Raw genomic sequence first — 23,337 nt, 5'->3', positions numbered from 1 at the left:
GCCAGTTCTCCGTGGGCTGGGGGTGGAGGGTCGGGAGGGGGCGCCGGCACCGCCCGCGGGGACGGTGCCGGCGCCCGGACTGTCATTCGATGCCGAGGGCGGCGCGCATCGGGCGGAGCTTGGCGCACGTCTCCGCGTACTCCACCTCGGGGTCGGAGTCGGCCACGAGCCCGCAGCCCGCGTACAGCGAGGCCGTGTCGCCGCGCACCAGCGCGGAGCGTATGGCCACGGCGAACTGCCCGTTCCCCTCCGGGTCGGCCCAGCCGACGCCGCCCGCGTACCAGCCGCGGTCGAAGCCCTCGTTGCGGGTGAGCCACTCCAGCGCCTCGGCGCGGGGGTGCCCGCCGAGCGCGGGCGTCGGGTGGAGCCGTGCCGCGAGGTCGAGGACTCCCTCCGCCGAGTCCTCGGGCAGCCGTGCCCGTACCGGTGTCGACAGGTGCTGCACGTGGGCGAGTTTGAGCACCCCGGGCTCGGCCTCGGCGGTGACCCGGGTGCAGGACTCGGCGAGTGCCTCGCTCAGCATCCGGACCACGACCTCGTGCTCGTGCCGGAGCTTGGCGCTGCCGGCCAGCTCGGCCTCCAGTGCCCGGTCCTCGGCGGGGGTGGCTCCGCGCGGGGTGGTGCCGGCGAGGCCGAGCGCCTGCACCTCCCTCTCCTCGACCCGGACGAGGTACTCGGGTGTCGCACCGAGGAAGGTGGTGTCGCCGTGGCCGACGGCGAAGACCGTCGTGCCGGCGTAGGTCTCCCGCATCCGCCGCACCGCCGCGGGGACGTCGAGTTCGCGGTCGGCGGTGACGTCGAGGCGCCGGGCGAGCACCACCTTCTCGAAGTCGCCGGCCCGTATCCGGTCCGTGGCGCGGCGCACGAGGTCCTTCCACTCCCCGGCGGCGGGCGTCTCGACGCTCGCGCGGGGCCGGGGCGCGGGCCGGGGCGCGGTCGCGTCCCGGGCGGCGAGGCACCGTTCGGCGCGCAGCGTCAGTGCCCTGGTGAGCAGTTCGGGGTCGTCGCTCCCGTCCACGAGGGCGTTGAGCCGCAGTTCTGCCTCCGACGCGCCGGCCGGTGCTCCCGGTCCGGCCGGTGCTCCCGGTCCGGCCGGTGCTCCCGGTCCGGCCGGTGAGGCGCAGCGCAACTGCACCAGCGGCACCCACATCAGGGCCTCGGGGAGCACGCCGGGTGTGCCGTCCGTACCGCTGCCGAAGGCGAAGCCGCCGACGGCGAGGGGGCCCGTCCCCGACCCGTCGCGGCCCGCCGTGACGGTCTCGCGCAGCAGTTCGGTCCAGGCGGAGCGGACCGCGGCGAGGCGGCCGGCGCCCGTGGCGCGCAGGTCGTGGGCGCTGCCGAAGGCCAGCACTGTCGTGCCGTCCCACGCCGACTGCCAGTACAGGGAGCGCCCGGTGCGGGTCCGGGCTCCCGCCCAGGTCGCGAAGGGGTCGGTGAGCTCGCAGGTGCGGGCCCAGCTGACGAGCGCGTGGCGACCGGTGGCGCGCGCCCGTTCGACTCCGGCGCGGCAGGCGTCCACGAGCGAGGTGTGCTCGTCGGGTGTGAGGGTTAACGCGCCGGGTGCCGGCGCGGTGTCCACCGCCATCGCTAGTACACCCCTTCGATGATGGACTGGCCGCTGTCCTTGGTGTGCACCTGGATGTCGGCGAGACCGTCCTGCGGGTAGCGTGCGGTGGGGGCGACACGCACGAGCGAGTCCCGTTCCAGCGTCCAGGGCACCAGCAGGTCCCGGGAGAGCAGGCTGATGCGTGCCTGGCCCCGCTCGCCGTGCGCCACCTCGCGGGTCGGCTGCTCGGGGTCGACGACCCTGACCCTGCTGTAGGGGTGGTACGGGACGAAGACACACGGGTGCGTGTCGTCCGCTTCCCGGGGGCGCTGCGGGGCGATCCCCATCATGGTGTTGCCGTACAGCCCGACGACGGCCGCGTCGGGGAACAGTTCCTCCTCGAAGGCGCGCAGCGTCTCCGGGCTCACGCTGGTGCCCGCCCAGACGATGCCCCGCACCGTGCTCTGCACGAGGTCGAGGAGGGCGTCGTCGGCGCAGATCGCCTCCAGCACGGGCGGGGTGGCGAAGAGGACGGAGACGGGCTGTGTGGTGAGGATGTCCCGGGCCTGCGCGAGGATGTGCTGGACGTAGCGGCCGGCCTCCTCGCCGCGGCCCTGTTTGACGCACTTCTTCACCCATCGCGGATCGAAGTCGATGTAGTGGCAGAACGTCGCGCGGAGCTGGGCGAGCAGGCCGACGGAACGGCCCACGATGTGCGGCCCGGTGGGGCCGATGTGCAGCCAGTGCCCCTCGCCGCGTCCGGGTACTCCGTGTGCGGCGAGGACCTCGCTGACCCAGTCGACCCCGTTGCGGCGGGAGCGGGACTCGACGATGCGCTTGGGCGAGCCGGTCGTGCCGCCGCTGTCGAAGACCTGGAAGTCCCAGGGGTCGGCGGCGGTTCCGGCGGGTACGAGGTCGTCGACCGGGACGGTGCGCCACTCCTCGCTCACGTCGGGGAAGCGGTCGAGGTCGTCCCAGGTGCGGATGTCGGTCAGGGGGTCGAACCCGAGGTCGGCGGCGCGCTTGAGCCAGTAGGGGGAGCCGGTTTCGGCGGAGAAGTGCCATCGCATCGCGGCGGGCACGAACTCGTCCGGTGCGAGGTCCGCGGTGAACGGGTCGGTGGTGTGGGGCGACATGCTGCGTCTCCAGGAGGGCGTCAGGCCGAGGCGAGGGAACCGGCGGGGTGGGCGGTCGGCGCGAGCCGGCGGCCCACGGCTTCCAGGAGCGGGACCAGCCTGTCCATGAGGTCGGCGAACTGGGCGCCGTCGAGGGCCTGGGCGCCGTCGCAGAGCGCGGCGCGGGCGTCGGTGTGCACGTCGACGATGAGCCCGTCGGCTCCGGCGGCGGCCGCTGCCAGCGACATCGGTCCGACCAGGTGCGGTTTTCCGGTGCTGTGACTCGGGTCGACGATCACCGGGAGATGGGTGAGGCGTTTGGCCTCGGCCACCGCACTGAGGTCGAGCGTGAACCGCGTGCTGCGGTCATAGCTGCGAATGCCCCGTTCGCACAGGACGACCTCGTCGTTGCCCACGTGGAGGAGGTACTCGGCGGCGAGCAGCCACTCCTCGATGGTGGCGGACATCCCCCGCTTGAGAAGGACGGGCTTACCCGCCGCACCGGCTTCGCGCAGCAGTTCGAAGTTCTGCATGTTGCGCGCGCCGATCTGCAGCATGTCGCTCTCTTCGGCGACGCACTCGACGTCCTTCGGGGTGACGACTTCGGTGACGACGGGAAGTCCCGTGCGTCGGCGCTGTTCCGCGAGCAGAGTGAGGCCCGCGAGTCCGAGTCCTTGAAAGCTGTACGGGGAGGTGCGGGGCTTGAAAGCGCCCCCTCGCAGCATGATCGCGCCCCCGGCGTGCACCAGGTCCACGATTCCGGTCATCTGTTCGGCGCTTTCCACCGCGCAGGGGCCGGCGATGACCACGAAGTCGTTTCCGCCGAACACCGCCTGCACGGTCTTGCCCACCCGCACACGGGTGTCATGCTCACGGAACGCCCGACTGGTGAGCCGCTGGGGCCCCGACACCCTCAGGACGCGCGAGACGCCCGGGAGGCTTTCCAGCATTTCGGCCAGTTCCGGCGTCCCGAAACTCTCGGAAACGAGCACCGCAGTGTTCCCGAGCCTTGTTAACGCGACATCGATTCCGTTTTTCGACAGAGCCTCAATGACATTTCCGGCACTTTCTCGGGGCGCCGTCGGATCCATTATCACGATCACGGAATAGGCCTTCCATGAGCTTATTGTGCGTTTCTTTTTTCAGTCATCAGCGACAGTAGCCGAGCCCACGGCCGAGTCGCAAGCATGAATTTCCCGAGCGACAAACCGCACACATCGGACATAAGTATTCATTACCCGAGACACCTATGAAAGCTTCTCTAGGCGCGTATACCTGAGCAAAGCTTCGAAGAGGATTGATCCGGGTAAACCATCGCCACGAAGCGGACTGTTCGGACACATCCATCCGAGGAACGTAAAGCCCCGGCCAAGGGATCGCCAGAATTGATGAATGTTCTACCAAATTCACTTCCGCTTCCGGCGCACCTCCCGTCGGAATTAAGGACTCCGTATTTGGTTGAATCATTAGTCAATTATTTCTGGGGAGTTCACTCTTCGGCGTGCTACCTTCTCCGAGGTTCCGCCACCCCGGCGGGGCTTTTCGTCCGAGTGATGGGGTGCAGCGTGAAGCTCATCGACATTAGCCAGGGCTGGTCCGAAGGCATGCCCTCGTACGACGCCCCGTGGTATCCGGAATTCCACGTTCACCGTGCCATGACGCCGGCCTCCGACCCGTCAGGAACCGGTAGGACGTTCTCCAATCTTGAGATATTCCCCCACAACGGGACACATGTGGAGTCCGGCTACCACTTCTTCGACGACCGCGAGAAGATCGACGAGGTGCCGCTCAGCACGTTCGTCGGCCGCGCCGTCGTGGCGGACCTCTCCCACAAGCGGGACCTGGACCCGGTGACGGGCGAGGACCTGGAGAAGGCCGTGCGCGACGTGTGGCAGGAGGGGGACCGGCTGCTGATCCGCACCGACCACCCCGACCGGTACCTCGGGCGCGAGGACTACTGGGACAAGCCCCCGTACCTCACCGTCTCGGCGGCCGACTGGATGGCCGACAACGGCACCACGCTCGTCGGGATGGACTGCATCACCGAGCGGCCCGACGACCGCAGCGGCCAGGTGCACCGGCGACTGCTGTCGGCCGGCATCCCGATCCTGGAGAACATCCAGAACCTCGGGCACATCACCAGCCCCGTCGTCCAGCTCATGGCGCTCCCCATCAAGGTCGCCGACGTGGAGGCCGCGCCCGCCCGCGCCGTGGTCTTCGACGGCTGGCCGTTCTGACCCCACCACCGCGGAGGCACACCCCGGTTCCGGGCCCGCCCGGGACCGACGTGCCCGAGCTCACCCCCGAACCGGCCCGAACCGGAGGAAGTTGATCTCGCGTGCTGTTACCCGTACCCGCTCTGCGCACCGGGGAGGAACGCACCTCCCGCGACACCCGCGTCCTGCACGGTGTCACCGGCGAAGCTCTGGCAACCGTGCACGAGGTCCCGCCGCTGGTGGCCCGGCTCACGATCAAGGTCATGCGGCAGTCGCCCGAACTGGACCTCGACGAACGCCTCTCCGTCCTCGCCGAGGCGGGCCGGCTCTTCGCCAAGGCGACCCTCGGCGGCCAGAGCCCGGAGGAGTACTGCCGGCTCCAGGCGCTCGCCTCCGGAGTGCCCGTCGGCGCGGCGCGGGGCGTCCTGGAACGTGTGGCCCGCGACGGCGAGTCGCTCGGCGAGGTGGTGCGGCGCCAGATACCGGCCGGTGCCGGGGACACCGCCCGCTGGGTACGCCGCGGCCGGGTCCTGTCCGTCATCGCGCCCAGCAACCACCCCGGCACGCACGGCGCTTGGCTCCAGGCCCTCGCGATGGGCTACCGCGTCGCGGTACGACCCGGTGGCCGGGACCCCTTCACCCCGCTGCGCCTCGTCCGCGCCCTGCTCGCCGCCGGACTGCACCCCGGCTGGATCAGCCTGCTCCCCGGCGGCCACCGCACCGCCGACGCCCTCATCGAGGCGGGCGACCTGGCCCTCGTCTACGGCGGCGAGGACACCGTGGCCCGCCTGCGCGGCGACGACCGGGTGCTCGTACGCGGACCGGGCCGCAGCAAGATCCTCGTCGACTCCGGCGACGAGGCGCTCCTGGACCACCTCGTCACCGAGATCGCCGGGGACGGCGGGGTGCGCTGCACCAACACGACCGCCGTCCTGACCACGGGCGACCACCGGCGCCTGGCCGAACAGCTCGCCGAACGCCTGGCGGCGCTCCCCGCCCACCCGGTCACCGACCCCCGCGCCGCGCTCCCGGTCCGGCCCCGCCCCGAGGCCGAGGCGCTGCGCGCGGCCGCCGCCGCTGCCGCCGGCCCGGCCCCCGACCTCGTCGCCGCCCACTGCCCCGACGGGCCGCTCGCTCCCGTGGGAGGGTCCGCCGTCGCCCTTCGTCCCGCCGTGTTCCCGCTCGACAGCTGCGACCACCCGGCACTGGCGACGGAACTCCCCTTCCCCTGCGCCTGGGTGGCGCCCTGGCGCAGGACCGACGGCATGGCGCCGCTGGACGACTCGCTCGCCCTCGGCCTGCTCACCGAGGACGCCTCCCTGGTCGACCAGGCCCTCGCCATGCCCGGCGTGCGCACCGTCGTCCACGGCCCCGTCGCCCGGTGGTGGCAGGACCCGTACCTGCCGCACGACGGCTACCTGGGCCAGTTCCTCAACGAGGCACGCGGCTACGCCCGGACATGAGACGGCCGGCACGGTCCGGACCGGCCACCGGCCCCCGCGCGCCGACCCCCGGCACCGCCTCTGCTCCCTCCCACGCCGCACCTCCTCGCCCACGCCACGACGCACCGAGGTACCGACATGTCTGCTGCCTGCCCCCACCTTCCCCTCATCGTCCTCCCCTCGAACAACCTGGTCCGCGCGGTCTCCCGCCCGGCCGAGCCCGTCGAGGCCGCGCTCCGCACCGCGGTGGCCGCCCTGGAGGGCCTGCACACCGAACTGCTGAACCCGCGAGGCGCGCGGCCGGAACCGCTGCGGGACGCCCTGGAGACCGCCGTGCAGGCCGCGGCGCGGCTCGCGGCACTCGCCCGGGTCGAGCCGATGGACGCCACCGCACTGACCCCGATCGTCCCGAACCACACGTACTTCGGGGTCCGCACGGCCGACATCGACGACGCCCGCCTCGTCTCCGAGACCACCGCCATCATCGCCCGCGCACTCGCCGACCTGCGCATCGCGCGCCTCTCACTGAACCAGCAGGCCGCCGAGGTCCTCGCGATGGTCCAGGTGCTCAACGGCCTCGCCCCGCAGGACGCGGAGCGCGACCACGCCTCCCCCACCGCGCCCGCAGGCCCGGTCGACCTCGAACCGGGCGACGACGAACTGACGCGCTGGGTCATCACGCACCACTTCTACTTCGTGCTCAACCTCGCGGCGGCCGAGTCCGTGACCCGCGCACTCGACCGGCACCGCGAGGGGGAGACGGAGGCGACGCGGGACGCGCTGCGCGAGGCGGCCGTGTACGTCCGCGCGTTCACCGCCGCGATGATGCACTCCGGCGACATGTCGGCGCCCTGCTACGACGCCGAGGTCCGGCCCACCATGAGCCCGCCCGCCGTTCCCGCGGCGCTCACCGGTCGCACCCAGCCGGAGCACAAGGCGTTCCGCAAGGCCATGCGCACCCTGGCGCGGACGTGGACGGACTCCTTCGACAAGCTCGCCGCCAACGCCCCCGAGGTGGCGCTGGCGCGGGACTCGCTGCTGGAGGCCGACCTCCAGGACATCGAGCAGCACATCACCATCACGGCCGCCCTCGTCGGCGACGACAGCTCGATCATCCAGGCATCCGACGCCGCCGGCAGCGCCATCGCCATGCTGCGCACCATGCGCCACACCCGCGCCGAGCAGTACCGGCCGCTCATGCGCTTCGGGGACAACGTGACGCTGCTCGCCACGGACTGACCGGGACGGGCACGACAGCACTTCCCCCACGAACAGATCGGAGAGGTACGACAGATGGCTCCGCGTATCGCCCTGCTGGGCGGCCGACCGAGCGTGTTGAGGTCCGCGGCGGAACTGGGCTGCGAGGTCGTCATGCTCGCCAAGCCCGGCGTGTACGACCCGGAGGCCGCGGGCCGCTGGTGCGTCGAGGTGGTCGACGTCGACCTCGGCGACCAGGAAGCGGTCCTGGCGGCGGGGCGGGCACTGCAGGCCCGGCTGCCGGTGGCCCGCTTCTTCTCGCCGGCCGAGCTGGGGCTCGTTGCCGCGGCCCGGCTCAACGAGGAGTTCGCCCTCGGAGGCAACTCCCTGCGCACCGTCTCCCTGCTCAAGGACAAGTCCGCGATGCGCGGCCACCTCGCCGGCCTGGGCCTGTCGCCGGTCCGCTTCCGCGTCGTGCACAGCGCGGACGAGCTGGCCGGCTTCCTCACCGAACTCGGCGGTCCCGGCATCGTCAAGCCCCTCGACTTCGGGGGCAGCGCGGACGTGCACCGGGTCGACGGCCCCCACCGGGCCGCCGAGGTCTGGTCGCTGGTCGAGGCGGCCGGACGCGAGCGGATGCTGGCGGAGGAGTTCCTCACGGGGCACGAGGTGAGCGTGGAGGGCTTCTCCGCGGACGGCGTGCACACCGTGGTGGCCGTCACGGACAAGCTCCTGGGCGCCGGCTTCGTGGAGGCCGGGCACTCCGTCCCGGCGCGTGTGGACGAGGGCACCCGCGAGGAGATCGCCGCGCTGACCGCGCGGCTGCTCGACGCGGTCGGCCTCGTCGAAGGCCCCTCGCACACCGAGATCATGATCACTGCCGACGGGCTGCGGATCATCGAGTCCCACAACCGGGCGGGCGGCGACAACATCCCCGAACTGGTCCGGCTCGCCTGCGGCGTCGACCTGGTCCGCGCGGCGGTCGCCGTCCCCCTCGGCCTCGAACCGTGGAAGGACGAGCTGCCCGCGCCGCTGGGCGGCGCGGCGATCCGCTTCCTCGCCGCCGAGCCCGGCGTGGTCACCGGGATCGATCTGCCGACCGAGGGACTGGAGGGCGTCACCCTCGGCGTCAGGGCGAGGCCCGGCATGGTCATCCCGCCGGTCACCTGGTCCGCCGACCGCGTGTGCGGCGACGTGATCGCCGTCGGCCGGGACGCCGAGGAGGCCGTGGCGCGCGCCGAGTCCGCGGCCGCCCGGATCCGCATACGGACCAGCCCCGGCGCCTGAGACCGCGCTCCGAGAAACCACACCGGTGAGGAAACCATGAATGCTGCCGGCAACCCGGTGGTCGCCATCGTCGACGCCTACGCCAGTTCGCGCTGTCTCGCGCCGCTCTTCCGGGCCCGCGGCTACGACTGCGTGCACGTGCAGAGCACGCCCACCATCCCTGCGAACTACGCACGCGGCTACCGCCCCGACGACTTCAGCGGGCACCTCGTCCACCACGGCGACCTCTCCGAGACGCTGCGGGCCCTGAGCGCGTACCGGCCGGTCGCGCTGGTCCCCGGGGTGGAACGCGCGGTGCTGCTCGCCGACGCCCTGAGCGAGCAGCTGGGCCTGCCGTCGAACGGCACCGCGTTGAGCCCGGCACGCCGCGACAAGTACCGCATGATCGAGACGGTCAGGGCGGCGGGGGTGCCGGCGGTCGAGCAGATCCACACCGCCGACCCGGACGAACTCCTGCGCTGGTACGAGAAGACCGGCGGCCGGGTCGTGCTGAAACCGGTCAGCAGCGCGGGCAGCGACGGCGTCCACTTCTGCACCGGGCCCGAGGAGGTCCGGGCGGCCTTCCGCACCCTGCACGGAACGACCAGCGTGCTCGGCCAGGAGAACGACGCGGTACTCGCGCAGGAGTACCTGGTCGGCCACGAGTACATCGTCAACACCGTCAGCCACGGCGGCACCCACCGCGTCTCCGACATCTGGAAGATGCACACGCTCAGCGCCAACGGCGTCGCCGAGCTGGCCGCCGGCGCCGAACTGCTGCCCCGCCGCGGGCCCGAACAGGACAGCCTGGTGGAACACACCTTCGCGGTGCTGGACGCCCTCGGCATCGCGCACGGGCCCGCGCACACCGAACTCAAGCTGACCCCGGACGGCGCGCGGCTGGTCGAGACGGGAGCCCGGGTGTGCGGGGCCGACGTCCACGTGCCCGTCACGGCGGCGCTCGGGACGAGTCAGCTCGACCTCACCGTCGAGGCCTGCACCGACCCCGAGGCCTTCCTGGCCGGGGCCCGCGAGGACTACCGTGTCGGCCGCCACGCCCGCATCGTCAACATGGTGGCCCCCCGGGGCGGGGTCCTGCGCTCCTACCCCCGGCTGGCCGAGCTCCGCGCCCTCGACAGCTTCCACGACGTGCTCTTCCGCGCGCACCCCGGCGACACGGTGCACCCGTCCACCGACGACTGGACCTTCCCCCTCCGCGTCTACCTCCTGCACGAGGTCGCCGCCACCGTCGCCCGCGACGCGCTGACCACGCGGTACCTCGACGGCGACGGCTTCTACGAACTGGGGTGAGCACGGCCCGGCGGCGAGGGCCGTGGTCCGCGACAAGGCCTGACCGACCCGCGGCGTGGTGGGAGGGCGCCCGCCGCGTAGGTCCCCCACCGTGAGGGCTGCGTCATGCGCTGGGCGGCACGCGCCGGCCGGGCGGGCGGACCGTGCTCGCCGACGGGATATGAAGGTGGCAGCGCCACTGCCCGGACGGCCGCGGCCGGATGTCAGTGGCGGCTGCTTCCATGGCGCTATGAATACTGCGCACGAAACCGCGGCCCTCCTCCCCGGCCTCTCGGACAGCGCACTGCTCCACCGGATCGCGGCGCATCCCGGGGTCGCCGCCCACCTCGCCTGCGCAGGAGAGTTCGACCTTGCCCGAACCGACCCGATCGAATCGATCTCCCTGCCCAACGGCCTCCCGGTGGAGCCCGTCGCCGGCTGCAACGCGGGCGGCACCCACTACCTCTGCGGCCCGGCCACCCCCGACGGCCCCCGACCCGTCCTCTACACCGACTCAGAGGGCCGGGCCTCCCTCATCGCCGAGTCTCTCGCCGAAGCCCTGACCCTCGCCATCGTCCTGCCGTCCTGGCACGACGCCCTGGCAGGCTTCCGCCCTCCGGCCCTCAACGCCGACTACCTGGACGACCATCCGGAACACCCCGCCGTCCGCGACCGCCTCCTCGCCGCCCTGAGGCTCCCCCCGGCCACCGCTGAGGAAGTCCTGGACCGTCTCCTCGCCACCGCCGCCCGCACCGTTCCCGACGGCTTCCTCCCCCACGTTCCCGACGAGGAGGAGTCCGCCTTCGAGCCGATGCTCGAACCGTCCGCCCAGTAGGGCCGGACCCGACCATCACTGACACCGCGTCAAAACATCCAGCACTCCAGCACGGGGATGACGAAGGGATCCGGCTCCACCGAGTCCGACTCCCTCCGATCGGCACGTTCGACTCAGCGCCCAACGCACAGGAAGCGAACGACTACACGTTGAAGCGGAATGCCCGCGGTTGGATCCTGACCGGCGGCGGCGCTGCCCTCCAGGGCTCTGAGCTGGGTTTTCCTCGTTGGCGTACGTTGCGACGGCCGTTTACGGGTGTCCCGCGGACTGGCTGCGGACCGGAGGACACCCTCACTCGGATGACGTGGGCCTCTCGTCCGCCATCCCCAGACGCGCCTGTTCCTCCTCGACGATCCGGCGTGCCAGCTCGGTGTCCGACACGTCGACCGCGTCCGGGGTGGCTTCGGCCACGGCGCTGCGGCGGGCGTAGGCGTCGAACAGGCGCGTCTTGGTTTCCAGCATCTTCACCATGCGTTCGTCCACGCCTCCGGTGGCGAGGAGACGGTGCACGCGAACCGGCCTGACCTGGCCCATACGGTGGGCTCGGGCCACCGCCTGATGTTCGATGGTCGGCTTGATCTGAGGTTCGCAGATGACGACGACGGAGGCGGCCTGCATGTTGAGGCCGACGCCCGCTGCCTGGATCTGCCCCAGGAGCACCGCCGGGCCCTGGACACCGGCGAAGTCGTCGACGATCTCCTGGCGACGCTGGGCCGGTACGGCGCCGGTCAGCGGACCGAACACGGGAGTGTCCCCGGCGGGTCCGGCCGCGAGGGCCTCCTTCACCACGCCCAGTACGTCCTTGAAGTTGGAGAAGACCACCGTCTTCTGCCCGTTCTCGCCGGCCTCCTGAACGATCTCCCGGAGCCGGTCCAGCTTGGCCGACTTCTCGGGGCGCACGTACGCGGCCCTGCGCATGGCCATGAAGTTGCCCGCGCGCACGGCTTCGCGGTACGCCTCCTCGTCCGAAGCGCTCAGCTCCTCCCACTCGTCGGTCTGCTGAAGGCTCGGGAGTTCCGTCAGCACGTCCTCCTGGTTGCGCCGCAGGTAGACCGGGGCCACAGCCTTGCGGAAGGCGACCGATCCGGCCAACGCGTCGCGTTCACCGAGGGAGTCCGCGACGTCGCCATCGAGCATCCGAACCAAGTTGCGGAACTCCACGACCCTGTTCTCCATCGGAGTTCCGGTCATGAACAGGATGCGCTCGCAACGCTCCGCCCACAGGCCGACCGCTTGGGACCGCTTGGCCTTCGGGTTCTTCACGGAGTGCGCTTCGTCGACCACCAGCAGCCCGACCTCCCCGCCGCCCGGTGCGGGAAGGCCTCGCAGCGCGTCGAACGTGGTCACCCCCACGCCGCCCCGTCCCTTCCAGTCGGCGAACGCGTAGTGCCGGTCGGGACCGTGGAGCACCATGACGCGCAGGGCGCTGCGGGCCGCGATCTCCCGTGTCCAGTTCACGAGGACGCTCGCCGGGCAGACGATCATGAAGTGACTCTGTCCCTCGGTGGCCAGGTGGGCGAGGACGGCGATCGCCTGGATGGTCTTCCCGAGGCCCATCTCGTCGCCGAGTATCACCTTGCGCTGCGCGAGCGCGAACCGTGCGCCGAACGCCTGGTAACCGCGCAGGGAGACCCGCCGGTGTGTGTCGTCGAGGTGCTGGGTCCGTACCCGCTCCGCGATCTCGTCCGGCAGAAAGCCCTCTGCGGCAGCCGCGTCCGGCAGCCGCCCGGAGATCTCGGCGAGCAGGCTGTAGTACTCGGCGGAGCGGAGTTCGAAGTCCACCCGGGCCGCGACGTCGGACGAGTGCCCACGGAGCAGGTCCACCGACGCCTGGGCGAGCAGTTCGGGCAGCCCGGCCTGCTCCGCCTCGTCCACCAGCGACCGGGTCTCGGCGACCGCCGCCCACGCGCGAGCCTTCTTCTCCCGGCCGGCCAGAAGTATCCGGACCCTTCCGGTGGCGGGCCTCGCGTCGACCAGCAACGGACCGAGCCGTTCCGCCAGGACGGTGGCTTTGTCGACCGCGCGCCGGGCGTCCGGACCGGCCTCCACCAGGACGTGCAGGGCCCTGACGAGCGCGGTGGTGCGCGGTTCCGGCCGGTCCACGTCGATGTGGACGGCCACGGTCTCGTGCACGGCATCGGAGAGCCGGCGGGCGGCGGCGAGCATCTGGTCGACGGTGCGCTGCCCGACACCGGGAATCTGCCGCAGCCGGTAGGGGCCCGCTTCGAGAACACTGCCCAGGGTGCGCAGTCCGCTCTTCTCGACGCTCCCCAGCCGCAGCCGCCCTTCGGTGACGTCCTGCAGCCGGGCGACCGGAATGGCGTCGAGCTCCCGCTTCACCGCCGCATCGTGGATCGGCTTCAGTGCCGCCCGTACCGCCTCCACCGCCCTTCCGTGGTCAGCGACCACTGCCTGAGCCGCCTCATGCAGTCGCGCTCCCCTCGCGACCGTGTCCCGCTCGCCACGCCCCACGCTTCCCGCCCCTCTCCGACCCTCCCCGCATCCTCCCACCGCCCTCACCGGGCCCGACGGGCGATTACGGGTGTCCTGCGGACTGGCTGCGGACTGGCCAGGGGCTCCGAGGCTGCGAAATCTCTGGCACACCGGCGGGGCCGGCAAGGAGACTGTGCAGGTGAGCGACTCCTACCCCTGTCCCTGCTGCGGGCACCGCGTGCTGGGCGCGATGCCCGGCTCGGACAAGATCTGCCCCGTCTGCTTCCGGGAGGACGATGTGCTGCGGGCCGGCAGTCTGGCTGCAGGTCACCGATGGCTTGAGAGCAAGACCTCAGGGCTGGGTGACGCATCCCGCTGCCGTGACGACGCCGGCGATGACGGTTGCGACCATGGGGATCTCGGCCGGGGCCCCGCTCGCCACCGAGCAGGCGGTACTCACACGCCAGCGACGCTCACGCCGTCCACTGCGACTTCCATGCCCCGGCCAGGGCCCGCCTGATCCCGTGCCCGGCGTCACGACGTCCCGCACTTGTAGTGACGTTCGATTCCTTCCGCCGCGTCTGTCAGTACCTGGCCGACCCGGGGGACCAGAACTGCGGACTTCCAGTGGTAGTGCTTGCGGACCCGGATCGTGGTGGTGAGGATCAGGTCGACCTGGCCTGTACCGTCGCGGTGCAGTGCATAGGCACACAAATCCGCCAGACGGACCCGTGCCTCGGCCTGAGTAGCCCAGCCTGCACGGCTGCCCGGCACACGCTCGGCTCCCTTGGGCGGGGTGACACTGCCCTGCATTCCGTCGCGCAACGTCAGCACGAACTGGATGTCCCGGTCGTCGTCACCGGTTCTGACCTCACACCTCGCTTCCTGCGCGTCTGCGGCTGATTCCGTGGCCGTGGCGGGGTTCTCTGTGGCGAGCAGGGGTTTGACCTGCGCCGGGGTTGGCGTCCATGCCACATCACTTCCGCCCGGGCAGGAGCGGACCGAGGTCGAGGCGTGGCTCGCGTTCGCGGATGCGTACCTCCAAAACCTCACCGAATCGGCCTCAGCGCCGAAACTGCCCACGCCGCCGAAACCCAGCGGCGACGACCTCAAGCCATTCCTCGGTCACTGGAGCCCCTACGGACCCCGCTCCTACTGAGCCGGACCAAGGGAAATCACACCGCCACGAGCCGGACCCGCTCGCCGCACAGCTTGGCCATGTCGTCAATATCGGAAGTCAGCATGACCACGGGGCGGTGCTGTCGCAGCGCGGCCTCGGCGACGGCCGCATCAATCGCGTACTTGTGTCCGTGCAACCCGGCATTCATCAGCAACTTCGAGGCAGCCCTCGCCTCCTCGTCACCGACCGGGACGACCCGCAGCCCGGAAAGCACCCAGTTCAGGCGTGACTTCTTCGTACGGGCGTGGACGGCCTCGATGATGGTGAGCGCACTGATCACGACCTCCATGCCGCGCGAGCGCGCCTCAGCGATCAGAGCCACCACCTGTTCGTCGTCAGCGAGCAGCTTGGAGAGTCCCTCGCTGTCGAGGACGAGCGTCCCCTCGTGACTCAGCCTGCGGCGGGCCACTCGGCCTCCTCGGCGAACACCTCGTCGAAGACCTGCCGCGCCCGCTGACGAGCCGGCTCGGAGACCGGCCCCTTGCGGCTCTCGTAGTCCGCCAGGTACTCGTCCAGGACCTGCCCGCGCAGCTCACGCTCGACCGCCTCGGCGATGAAAGCGGAGAACTCCCGCTTGCCCACCCGAGCCCGGATCGCCTCCGCGGTCCCCTCCGGCAGCGACAAGCTCACCCGCGTCGCTGGCCCTTCCCCGATGTTGTACGTCGCCTCAGCCATGCCCCCGATTGTGTCAAACGAGTAGGAAAAGCGCCACGTCGGCACTACCTTCACAGCTAGGTCAGCGCCCGCTCACACAAATCCCAGCACGGGCACCCCCATCCCATCCCAACACGATCCCAGCACGGTACGGATGACCAGGGATGACGACAGGTGACGAGGAATCAGCTATCCCAGCACCATCCCAGCACGGGAAAAAACAAAGGGCCCGACTCCGAAGAGTCGGACCCTATCTGACCTGCACGTTTGCCAGATCAGCGACGTGGTGTTACGCCACACGTTGAAGCGGAACGTCTGCGAGCCGATCCTGACCTGCGACGGAGCTCCGCGCTGGGCTCTGACCTAGGGTTCCTCGTTGGCATGCGTTGGCTCCCGACGGCCGTTTACGGGTGTCCTGCGGACTGGCTGCGGACTGGCCGGGCGGGCGGAGGCCGAGAAATCGATGGCGCACCGGCGGGACCAGTGAGGAGACTGCCCAGGTGAGCGACCGCTACCCCTGCCCGCGCTGCGGACACCGCGTGCTGAGCGCGATGCCCGGCTCGTACGAGATCTGGCCGATCTGATCCCGGGAGGACAACAAGGTCCAGCTCCGCCGGCCATGGGTAGCGGGGCGAGCAACAAGTTGCGCGTGCCCTGAGTGCGCCTGTTCCGCACCGCCCATCGTGACTGGTTCGGCAGTTCGCGAGATGCTCTCAGTGCGTGTACGGATCAGCCAGTGCCAACGGCGTCCGGGCCGCTTCCAGAGCCGACCCCGGAAAGGCGGGCCCGGCGGTGTAGAAGCGGGCACGGGTGCGGCCGACCGGTGTCAGGACCTCCCCCGCGACCAGGTCCCGCAGGTCGCGTTGGGCCCGCTGCAGGCTCAGGTCCTCCGTTCGTTCGTAGCGTGTACGACGTACCCGCCCGGACATCGCCACATCATGCAGGGCGGAAACCACCCTCTCGTCCAGCCCCCGGCCCTCCGCGAACTCACCCAGCAGGAGCCACAGCGTGAGGCGGGTGACTTGAGCATGTACATCTTGATGACACTGGCGCAGGTTCGGAGCGGCTCCTACGGAGCGAGGGCGTCGGCCATGGCTTGGGCGAGCTCGTCGATCGTCCGCACCACGCACCTGGGCGGCGTGATTCAGATCCGAGGCTCGGCGTCGCGGTCGTGATCGGCATCCGCCTGGCAGGGTGAGGGCGGAGCGCCGCCCGGTGCGGCCTACTCGTAGACCCAGGCCCGGCCGGTCTGGCGATACTCCTCCACCGGGATCGGGTCGACGCCGGTCCTCATGCGGGCGGTGTACAGCAGGCCGTCGAGATGGTCGATCTCGTGGTGGATGAGGCGGGCGAGACCGCGCTCGTACACGGTGGTGACGGTCTCGCCGGTCAGGGCCATGGTCTCGACGGTGATCTTCAGGGGGCGGAGGACGAGGCCGCGGACGTCGAAGAAGCTCAGGCAGCCCTCATACTGCTCGTCCAGCTCGTCGGAGCGGTCGGTGATCTTCGGGTTGAGCAGGATGACGGCGGGTGCGTCGCCGGGCGGCTGGACGACGGCTGCGGAGCGGCCGATACCGATCTGTGGGGCGGCGATGCCCATGCCCTTGGCGAAGGGGTGGACCTGGCCGATCCGTTCCATCGCGGCGAACAGTTCGTCGGTGATGCGCTCGGCTTCGTCGTGCTCGGCGGGCAGGGTGAAGGCGCGGGCCGGTTCGGCCAGGATGCCGGCGCCGTGCTGGACGACTCCGAGGTCGCGCATCTGCTGGCTGGGCCGCACGTCAATCACCTGAAGTCCCCTTGTTCAGTGTTGTGTTCGGGCCGTGCCCGGAACCTCCACTCAAGACGGTACCGAGCGTGGAGGGCGGGCGTGGTCGTGATCCAGGTGAATTGCCTCAGTTCACCGTTGTCGCTGCGGACGGGTGGGGTCCGCAGGGGTGAGGCTTCGGCGGTCATGGAGGTCTCGGTGCCCCACACGACGGGGTCAAGGGCGGCGGGGAAGGCGAGCTGGACTTCGAGTTGTTCGGTGGGCAGGCGGACGGCCCGCTGGAACCAGTTGCCCCATTTGTCGTCGCTGACGGTGTAGGCGTACTCGATCCATACGGATTCGCCGGGGTAGAGCGGGAAGCGGCCGTGTTCGTTGTCGAACAGCAGCCAGACTTCCTTGAAGGCGTCCCGGTCGTGTTTGGCCTGCCAGCGCATCGTCTCGCCGCGGCAGGTGGCGGTGAGGTCGAGTTCGGTCCAGGTCAGCGGGTGGACTCGGTAGTGGGCGTTGGACTGCTCGGGGTCGCCTGGGTATCGGTCGACGGAGATGCGGATCAGGTAGCGGGTCACCGGTTCGTCGCCGGTGTTCCGCAGCAAACGCCTCATGGTGAGCCGGTATGAGTGGCCGTCGTACTGGAGGCGGGCGGCGTCGTGTTCGACGACGAGGGCGGAGCCGGTGGCGTACGGCTGCTCGGGCCTGCGCTGGGTCGGTGGGGCTGTGGGCTGACGCCGGGACTTCGTCCGGGCCTGCTCGTAGTCGCACCAGCGCCGCCAGATCGCCTTCCCGGCGTTCAGGTGCTCGTCGGCGAGCCGGGCGAACTCCTCGGTGGGCTTGTGGCGGCCGGACTCGACGTGGCTGACGTACGACGGGTCGAAGCCCATGGCCAGCGCTAATGCCCGCTTGGACATGCCGCGTACTTCCCGCCACCGGGCCACCTCGGCCGCGAAGTCCTCGGCCGTCTGCTCGACGGTGATCTCCTCGCTGTGCGCGTCCATCGAAGCCCCGCTCCGCGTCACTTGTTGGTGAGCATGAATGAACCGTGAGTGATCCAAGTTCATCATCCCGTCACGGCGTGCGTCGCCGTTTTCCTTCCCTCAGCGGCCCGGATCGACCCCCGGGCGGATGAGGGAGGCGACGCAACCATGCGCGTGCTGTACCTGCTCAACATCTCCAACCCCGACCGGTTGTCGGCGGATTCGGGGTGGATCTTCGCGGATCTACTGGCCCCGTCCCTGGCCGACGCCGGGGCGAAAGTGACCGTCGCGGCCCCGGCTGCGGCCGGGGATGCCCGCTGCGGTTTCCACCGGACGAAGGTGCCCGGGACGAAGTACCGGGCCCGGTTCTCGGCGGACATCGACGAGTTGGTGGCCCTGATCAGTGCGGAGAAGCCGGACGTGGTGGTGGCCAACCAGGTCGAGGAGGCCCCGGCGGTCCGCACGGCGCTGCTGGAGGTCGGATCGGACGCGCTGCTGGCCGGGTACTGCCACTACCTGCCGTTTTCGTTCGCGGGCGGCGGGCAGATGTTGCTCGACCCGTCGCTGGACGACGCGGGGCTCGGGCGGCCGGTGCTGCTGGCGTTCGCTGCGGGCCTGGCTGCGTGCGACCGGGTGATGGTCCACTCCTCCACGGCCGCCTCGTGGGTGTCGGCCGCCGCGGCCCGGATGACGGTGGACCTGGGCGACCGGCTGCGGGTGGTGCCCGCACCGCGTGACGAGCGCCTGGTCCGCGCCCCCGCCACGATCCGGCCCACGGCCGGTACGGCGATCGGTGTCTACAACCACCGGCTGTACGCGCACTACGGCACCGAGCAGTTCGTGGATCTGGCCCGCCAGCTCAGCGACTCCGGCGCCGTGCGGCTGCGGGTCATGGACCTGTTCGGCCAGCGCCGGGCCGAGCGCAAGGGCCTGGACGACAGCCCCGAGAAGATGCGCGGGAAGCTCGCCGCGCTGCCGCACGTGCAGGTTGTGTCCGATCGTGGCGTCCGCGTCCGCTACAAAAACCTGCTGGCCGGCGCCCGCTTCGGCATCGCCCCGTTCCGGCCCGGCTGCCCGTGGTCGATGAGCGTGATCGACTGCCAGGGCATGGGCCTGCCGGTCATCTCGCCCCGCCTGGGCTGGCTCGCCGAACACATCGACCCCGAGCTGTGCTTCACCACCCCGGACGAAGCCGTCGTTCTGGCCGAACGCCTCGCCACAGACGACGAGTTCCACGCCGTCCACGCCAAGCGGGCCCACGCCTCCACCGCCGACTTCACCCCCGCCCTGGTGGCCGCCCGCTACCTGGAGGCGATCTCGTGACCGGCTTCGACGCCGTCTTCCTCTCCTACAACGAGCCGATGGCCAACTCCCTGCACTCCCGGCTCCAGCGGACGCTGGGCGGCACGGTCAAGCGCCTGCACGGGGTGCATGGGATGCGGCGGGCCTACCGGCTGTGCGCCGAGGTCGTGGAGCGCGAACAGTTCTTCCTCGCCGACGGCGACTTCGCCATCGACACTGACTTCGATGTGACCACCGTCGAACCGCTGGACGAGGGCATCTCCATGCGGGTGTGGCGGGCGGTCAACCCGGTCAACGGCCTGACCTACGGCTACGGCGGCCTGAAACTGATCCGCCGCAGTGCTCTGCGGGAGATGGGCGACGCCGTGGACGTGCTCGCCGCCCTGCCCGGCCGGATCGAATTCGCCCAGCACACCGCCGGGATCACGCGGTTCAACCAGAGCCCCTTCCACGCCTGGAAGGCCGGTTTCCGCGAGTGCGCGATGCTCGCCCGCGGCAGCGAATACGGCATGGCCGACGACGACGCCCACCAGCGCGTCGATGCCTGGATGCGCAGCCACAGCGGCGAGTTCGCCGCCTACGCCGCTGCCGGGGCCACCGAGGGCGTCGCCTTCGCCCGCCAGGCCGCGCGTGACCCGCAGCAGTTCGACCACCTCAACGACCCCACCTGGCTGCGGGAGAGGTTCACCGCCGCCCACGGGGACCAGGCGGTCTCCGGATGAGGGGCCCACTCGTGCTCATCGAGCCGTACGCGAACCACCTGGGCGGGCATCACCAGCACACGCTGTCGGCCCTCGCCCAGGCCCGGCCCGGCAGCCTCGTCATCGCCCCGCACGGGATCGCCACCGAGGCGGTACGTGCCCTGCGCGAGGCGGGCGCCCGGCTGGTAACCGCACCGGCCGGTCTCCCGGCTGCCGTGCTACTGGGCGTCTCCCGCCTGGCGGCCGGGCTCTCCGCGGCCGGGCAGCGGGTCCTCCGCTCGCGCCGCTGGCCCCGCCGTCTGCGCAGGGTGCCGCACCAGATCACCCTCATCGCCCGCTGTCTGGCCGAGGCGTCCGCGCTGCGGTCCGCCCGCCGCCTGGAGCCGGGTGCCGATGCGGTGGTGATCCTGACGGCGTGCGAGGCCCTGCACGGGGCCGCAGCCCTCCTCGGCGGGCAGCCGCACCTGCGGTTCGTCCACGAGGCGGTCACGAGTGAGGACACGGTCGTGCGACTGCTGGGCCGACTCACCCGCCGAGGCGAGCAACAGGTGATCGCCGTGTACCCGACCCAGGCCGTCGGCGATCAGTGCGCTACGACCTTCGCCGACCTGCCCGCGGTGGTGGGTGCCTTCGCGGTCGACGACGGCCGCCGCCTGAGTGCTGCTGAGCGCGACGGAGGCCGGGCCGCGTTCGACATACCCGCCGCAGAGGCCGTGGTCTGCCTGGTCGGCGGCTGGTGGCCCTACAAGGACATCACCGTCGTCGACGCCGCCCTGGCCCGGCTCAAGGATCCCCTGCATCTGGTGGTCACCGGCTCTCCACTCGACGAAGCCGTCCTCACGCGGTGGCGATCCCTGCCCGGCCTGCGGGTGCACGCCGTGCCCGGCCCGGTCAGCGACGCCGTGCTACGGCTCGTGTACGCCGCCGCCGACGCCGCCCTCGTCACCCGCCGCCCCGGGACCGGCAAGGAATCCGGCCTCGTCATGGACGCCGCCCGCCTCGGTGTCCCCCTGGTCATCTCCGAACACGACGGCGCCCTCACCGCCCGCCTGCACGGCCAGCCCTGGGCCCTGTCGTTCGCCGCCGGCGACCCGGACGCCCTCGCAGACGCCCTGCACGCCGTCATCCGCCAGTCGCCTCCGCTGCCCGGACCGGAGGTTCCGAGCCTGCTCGGGATGCGGTCCGCCTCCGAGCAGGCCGACTTCCTCACCCGCACCTTCGCCCCCTTGCGCACGAAGGAGTCCTGAATGCCGAGCACGCCTCCCGCGCTGATCGCCGTCGTCGGCCCCGTCGAGCCGCCTTTGCTGACCGCCTGGGCCCGCCACTACCGGTGGTTGGGCATCGAGCGGTTCCTGCTGGCCTTCCACTTCCCCGACCACGTACCCGACCGGCAACGGCATGAGCTCCAGGCCGCGTGCCGGGAGCTGGGCATCATCCCCACCGGCACCAGCACCGGCCCGTGGCACGAGCACACCAACACCCAGCTCCGCGACGCCCTGCGGCACCGGGCCGGTCCCGGCTGGCACCTGCTTGCCGACGCCGACGAGTTCCAGCAGTACCCCGCCCCGCTGAACGAGGTGATCGCCCAGGCCGAGAGGTCCGGAAACCGTGTGGTGGGCGGTCTGATGCTCGACCGTGTCGCCGCGAGCGGACGCCTGGCCAAATGGCGGCCCGAGGGCGGTCTCGATCTGGCCTATCCCCTCGGCGGTCATCTCACTCACCGGCTCCTGCACGGCGACCCGAGAAAAATCGTCCTCGCCCGCCACGACGTCACCGTCTCCTCCGGCAACCACCGTGCTCCGGGCCACCGGCCGGACGCGGACCGCATCTGCGCGGTTCACCATTTCAAGTGGCGCTCGGGCGTCCTGGACGACCTGCGCCGCCGGGTCCAGCACTTCACTTCCGGCACCTGGCAGGAACACACCCCGGCCGTCCGCGACGAGGCCGGACGCCTGCTGGCCCACGTCGGCCAGCACGGCGGCGTGATCAACACCAGTGATCCGCGGTTCGCCTTCCGCCGGGTAAGCCTGGACCGCATGCCCTTCAGCTGGCCCTCCGAGGCCCGCAACATCTTCACCACCTGGCGTCCGCACGCCCACAGCGGCCAGGATTGACACACGACGCTTTCACGAGCGGACAGCATGTCGCGGAAGGATGACCCCGTGCCCCTCGCCGTACTCCTGGCCGGCCTCACCGGCTCCGGGAAGACCACCGTCGCCCAGGCCCTGGCCGACCGCGGCTACCTCCGGCTGTCCGTGGATGAGGAGGTCCACCGCCTCCACGGCCGATACGGCGTGGACTACCCCGAGCACACCTACTTCGAGCGGGAACGGCCCGTGGTCGAAGCGACCCGAGAGCGATTCATCAAGGAGATCGAGGCCGGGAACGACGTCGTCCTGGACCACGGCCTGTGGCGCCGTGCCGAGCGCGACGCCTGGCGGCAGGCCGCCCGCGAAGCGGGCGGCCTGCCCGTTGTGGTCTACCTGCCCGCCGACCGCGAAGAGCTGCTGCGGCGCCTGGCCGAGCGCAACGTACGCGAGGACGCCAACGCGCTGACCGTCACCCCTGAAGCTCTGGATGACTTCTTCGCCCGCTTCGACCCCCCGGCCGACGACGAGGACGTGATCGTCTACACCGGTGACCTGGACGTGCTGGTGACGGCACTCATCGAGGCCCGGGGGCGATAAAGCCGCCGGGCCTCGGTCCGGAGGTCGTCAGCTGCACGATCCGTACGGGGCCGTGCCGCCGCGGGCGGCAGGCAGGCGGCTGACGTTGCCGACTGCGGCGGCCTGTTCCCTCAGCCGCTCGATCTCCTCGTGCTGGGCGGCCAGCCGGGAGATCGCGAGGGTCTTGAAGGCCGTGAGCTCGGCGAGATCCGCGTCCCGCTCGGCGGCCCGTTCCTTCAGCTCGGCGACTTGAGCCTTCAACCGTTCGATCTGGGCTGCCCTGGGGTCCGTGACGATCCCGGCAGCCTGGGCGTCCTTCACCCGCCGTTCGAACTCCTCGGCGAGGTGCTGGTAGGGGCCTGGGCGATCTCCCTTCGGATAGAAGCCGGTACGGGTCACTCCGGCCTCGACTGCCAAGGTCTTGAGATCGCAGCCGCCGCCCGGCGGGATCGCTCCGGCCAGCAGCCGGTCCATCGCCGCTCGGATCGCCTCTTCGTTCCGGGCGCGGGTCTCTGCTGTCAGGCGTCCCATCTCAGTCCTCCGTCCCGACCGCGGTTGTCGACCCATCGCTGGCGGTGTCGATGTCCGCGAGGACCTTCTCCGCGCGGGTCAACTCGGCCTCCAGCCGGGCCCGTTCGGCCTTCTGCCCGCGCCCGAGCATCCCGATGAACACCTTGTTCTGCTCGACGGTCTTCTCCCAGACCGGGCGATGGCGGGGGTGATGGGTGGCTTGCGGGCAGCGAGCCGAGTCGCACATG

24 protein-coding genes are annotated in these 23,337 nt (G+C 71.0%); 12 read left to right on the top strand and 12 right to left on the bottom strand.

Annotated features, from left to right (window positions below; translation table 11 throughout):
* Nucleotides 1–82: 82 nt before the first annotated feature.
* Genes ACL02U_RS05560 through aroF form a run of 3 tightly spaced genes read right to left on the bottom strand, consistent with a single transcriptional unit; the run spans nt 83 to nt 3,764 of the window.
* A complete protein-coding gene (locus ACL02U_RS05560; RefSeq protein ID WP_412789503.1) occupies nt 83–1,585 on the bottom strand; it encodes an isochorismate synthase in 1,503 nt (500 codons plus the stop codon).
* Between the two features lie 2 nt (nt 1,586–1,587).
* On the bottom strand, nt 1,588–2,682 hold the full coding sequence (locus tag ACL02U_RS05555) for a phenazine biosynthesis protein (RefSeq protein ID WP_412789502.1): 1,095 nt from the start codon (nt 2,680–2,682) through the stop codon (nt 1,588–1,590).
* 20 nt (nt 2,683–2,702) lie between these two features.
* Nucleotides 2,703–3,764 carry a 3-deoxy-7-phosphoheptulonate synthase gene (gene aroF / locus ACL02U_RS05550; protein ID WP_412789501.1) on the bottom strand — a complete coding sequence of 354 codons (1,062 nt, stop codon included), beginning with the start codon at nt 3,762–3,764 and terminating at the stop codon, nt 2,703–2,705.
* Nucleotides 3,765–4,226: 462 nt separating this feature from the next.
* Here aroF and ACL02U_RS05545 point away from each other — a divergent pair, with 462 nt between their 5' ends.
* From ACL02U_RS05545 to ACL02U_RS05520, 6 genes are all read left to right on the top strand, one after another.
* On the top strand, nt 4,227–4,898 hold the full coding sequence (locus ACL02U_RS05545) for a cyclase family protein (protein WP_412789500.1): 672 nt from the start codon (nt 4,227–4,229) through the stop codon (nt 4,896–4,898).
* Nucleotides 4,899–4,999: 101 nt separating this feature from the next.
* Nucleotides 5,000–6,340: an aldehyde dehydrogenase family protein gene (locus ACL02U_RS05540; protein ID WP_412789499.1), complete on the top strand. Its 1,341-nt coding sequence runs from the start codon at nt 5,000–5,002 to the stop codon at nt 6,338–6,340.
* 117 nt (nt 6,341–6,457) lie between these two features.
* Entirely contained in the window at nt 6,458–7,558 is a 1,101-nt protein-coding gene (locus ACL02U_RS05535) for a hypothetical protein (protein WP_412789498.1), read from the top strand.
* Between the two features lie 54 nt (nt 7,559–7,612).
* Nucleotides 7,613–8,803 (top strand): ATP-grasp domain-containing protein, encoded by a 1,191-nt coding sequence (locus ACL02U_RS05530; protein ID WP_412789497.1) that lies wholly within the window; start codon nt 7,613–7,615, stop codon nt 8,801–8,803.
* 36 nt (nt 8,804–8,839) lie between these two features.
* The gene (locus tag ACL02U_RS05525) at nt 8,840–10,093 is read left to right on the top strand and encodes an ATP-grasp domain-containing protein (protein WP_412789496.1); all 1,254 of its coding nucleotides are present in this window, start codon (nt 8,840–8,842) and stop codon (nt 10,091–10,093) included.
* A gap of 229 nt (nt 10,094–10,322) precedes the next feature.
* Nucleotides 10,323–10,907: a hypothetical protein gene (locus ACL02U_RS05520; protein WP_412789495.1), complete on the top strand. Its 585-nt coding sequence runs from the start codon at nt 10,323–10,325 to the stop codon at nt 10,905–10,907.
* Between the two features lie 291 nt (nt 10,908–11,198).
* On the opposite strand, the gene ACL02U_RS05515 is transcribed toward ACL02U_RS05520, so the two are convergent.
* A complete protein-coding gene (locus tag ACL02U_RS05515; RefSeq protein WP_412789494.1) occupies nt 11,199–13,379 on the bottom strand; it encodes a DEAD/DEAH box helicase in 2,181 nt (726 codons plus the stop codon).
* On the opposite strand from ACL02U_RS05515, the gene ACL02U_RS05510 reads away from it, so the two are divergent.
* Nucleotides 13,357–13,860, top strand: coding sequence for a CPCC family cysteine-rich protein (locus tag ACL02U_RS05510; protein ID WP_412789493.1), 504 nt, complete (start codon nt 13,357–13,359; stop codon nt 13,858–13,860). The two genes, ACL02U_RS05515 and ACL02U_RS05510, sit on opposite strands and share 23 nt — an antisense overlap.
* 14 nt (nt 13,861–13,874) lie before the next feature.
* Here ACL02U_RS05510 and ACL02U_RS05505 read toward each other — a convergent pair whose 3' ends face one another.
* The 6 genes from ACL02U_RS05505 to ACL02U_RS05480 all read right to left on the bottom strand — a co-directional run bounded on the left by ACL02U_RS05505 (nt 13,875) and on the right by ACL02U_RS05480 (nt 17,931).
* Complete coding sequence (locus ACL02U_RS05505) at nt 13,875–14,315, bottom strand: hypothetical protein (RefSeq protein WP_412789492.1); 441 nt, start codon at nt 14,313–14,315, stop codon at nt 13,875–13,877.
* Between the two features lie 200 nt (nt 14,316–14,515).
* Nucleotides 14,516–14,929, bottom strand: a complete 414-nt coding sequence (locus tag ACL02U_RS05500; RefSeq protein ID WP_412789491.1) for a PIN domain-containing protein — start codon at nt 14,927–14,929, stop codon at nt 14,516–14,518.
* On the bottom strand, nt 14,911–15,195 hold the full coding sequence (locus ACL02U_RS05495; protein ID WP_412789490.1) for a hypothetical protein: 285 nt from the start codon (nt 15,193–15,195) through the stop codon (nt 14,911–14,913). The genes ACL02U_RS05500 and ACL02U_RS05495 overlap by 19 nt, the downstream gene beginning before the upstream one ends.
* Nucleotides 15,196–15,887: 692 nt before the next feature.
* The gene (locus tag ACL02U_RS05490) at nt 15,888–16,103 is read right to left on the bottom strand and encodes a hypothetical protein (protein ID WP_384453052.1); all 216 of its coding nucleotides are present in this window, start codon (nt 16,101–16,103) and stop codon (nt 15,888–15,890) included.
* 293 nt (nt 16,104–16,396) lie between these two features.
* A complete protein-coding gene (locus ACL02U_RS05485) occupies nt 16,397–16,960 on the bottom strand; it encodes a peptide deformylase (RefSeq protein WP_412789489.1) in 564 nt (187 codons plus the stop codon).
* Nucleotides 16,957–17,931, bottom strand: a complete 975-nt coding sequence (locus tag ACL02U_RS05480) for a helix-turn-helix domain-containing protein (RefSeq protein ID WP_412789488.1) — start codon at nt 17,929–17,931, stop codon at nt 16,957–16,959. The genes ACL02U_RS05485 and ACL02U_RS05480 overlap by 4 nt, the downstream gene beginning before the upstream one ends.
* 147 nt (nt 17,932–18,078) lie before the next feature.
* On the opposite strand from ACL02U_RS05480, the gene ACL02U_RS05475 reads away from it, so the two are divergent.
* From ACL02U_RS05475 to ACL02U_RS05455, 5 genes are read left to right on the top strand one after another with little or no spacing between them, the layout of a single operon-like run.
* Complete coding sequence (locus ACL02U_RS05475; RefSeq protein WP_412789487.1) at nt 18,079–19,233, top strand: glycosyltransferase family 1 protein; 1,155 nt, start codon at nt 18,079–18,081, stop codon at nt 19,231–19,233.
* Entirely contained in the window at nt 19,230–19,934 is a 705-nt protein-coding gene (locus ACL02U_RS05470; protein ID WP_412789486.1) for a hypothetical protein, read from the top strand. Before ACL02U_RS05475 ends, ACL02U_RS05470 begins: the two co-directional genes overlap by 4 nt.
* Nucleotides 19,931–21,160: a glycosyltransferase gene (locus ACL02U_RS05465; protein ID WP_412789485.1), complete on the top strand. Its 1,230-nt coding sequence runs from the start codon at nt 19,931–19,933 to the stop codon at nt 21,158–21,160. The genes ACL02U_RS05470 and ACL02U_RS05465 overlap by 4 nt, the downstream gene beginning before the upstream one ends.
* On the top strand, nt 21,161–22,027 hold the full coding sequence (locus ACL02U_RS05460; RefSeq protein WP_412789484.1) for a glycosyltransferase family 2 protein: 867 nt from the start codon (nt 21,161–21,163) through the stop codon (nt 22,025–22,027).
* 48 nt (nt 22,028–22,075) lie between these two features.
* Nucleotides 22,076–22,600, top strand: coding sequence for an AAA family ATPase (locus tag ACL02U_RS05455; protein ID WP_412789483.1), 525 nt, complete (start codon nt 22,076–22,078; stop codon nt 22,598–22,600).
* Nucleotides 22,601–22,627: 27 nt separating this feature from the next.
* Here the strand turns inward: ACL02U_RS05455 and ACL02U_RS05450 are convergent, their stop codons facing one another.
* The gene (locus ACL02U_RS05450; protein ID WP_412789482.1) at nt 22,628–23,110 is read right to left on the bottom strand and encodes a hypothetical protein; all 483 of its coding nucleotides are present in this window, start codon (nt 23,108–23,110) and stop codon (nt 22,628–22,630) included.
* A gap of 1 nt (nt 23,111) precedes the next feature.
* On the bottom strand, nt 23,112–23,336 hold the full coding sequence (locus ACL02U_RS05445) for a hypothetical protein (protein ID WP_412789481.1): 225 nt from the start codon (nt 23,334–23,336) through the stop codon (nt 23,112–23,114).
* Nucleotide 23,337 lies beyond the last annotated feature (1 nt).

The organism is Streptomyces sp. MS06 (assembly GCF_047200655.1).
Classification (GTDB): domain Bacteria; phylum Actinomycetota; class Actinomycetes; order Streptomycetales; family Streptomycetaceae; genus Streptomyces.
The sequence above is the reverse complement of the archived record's forward strand: the minus strand, read 5'-3'. Positions and strand labels throughout refer to the sequence as shown.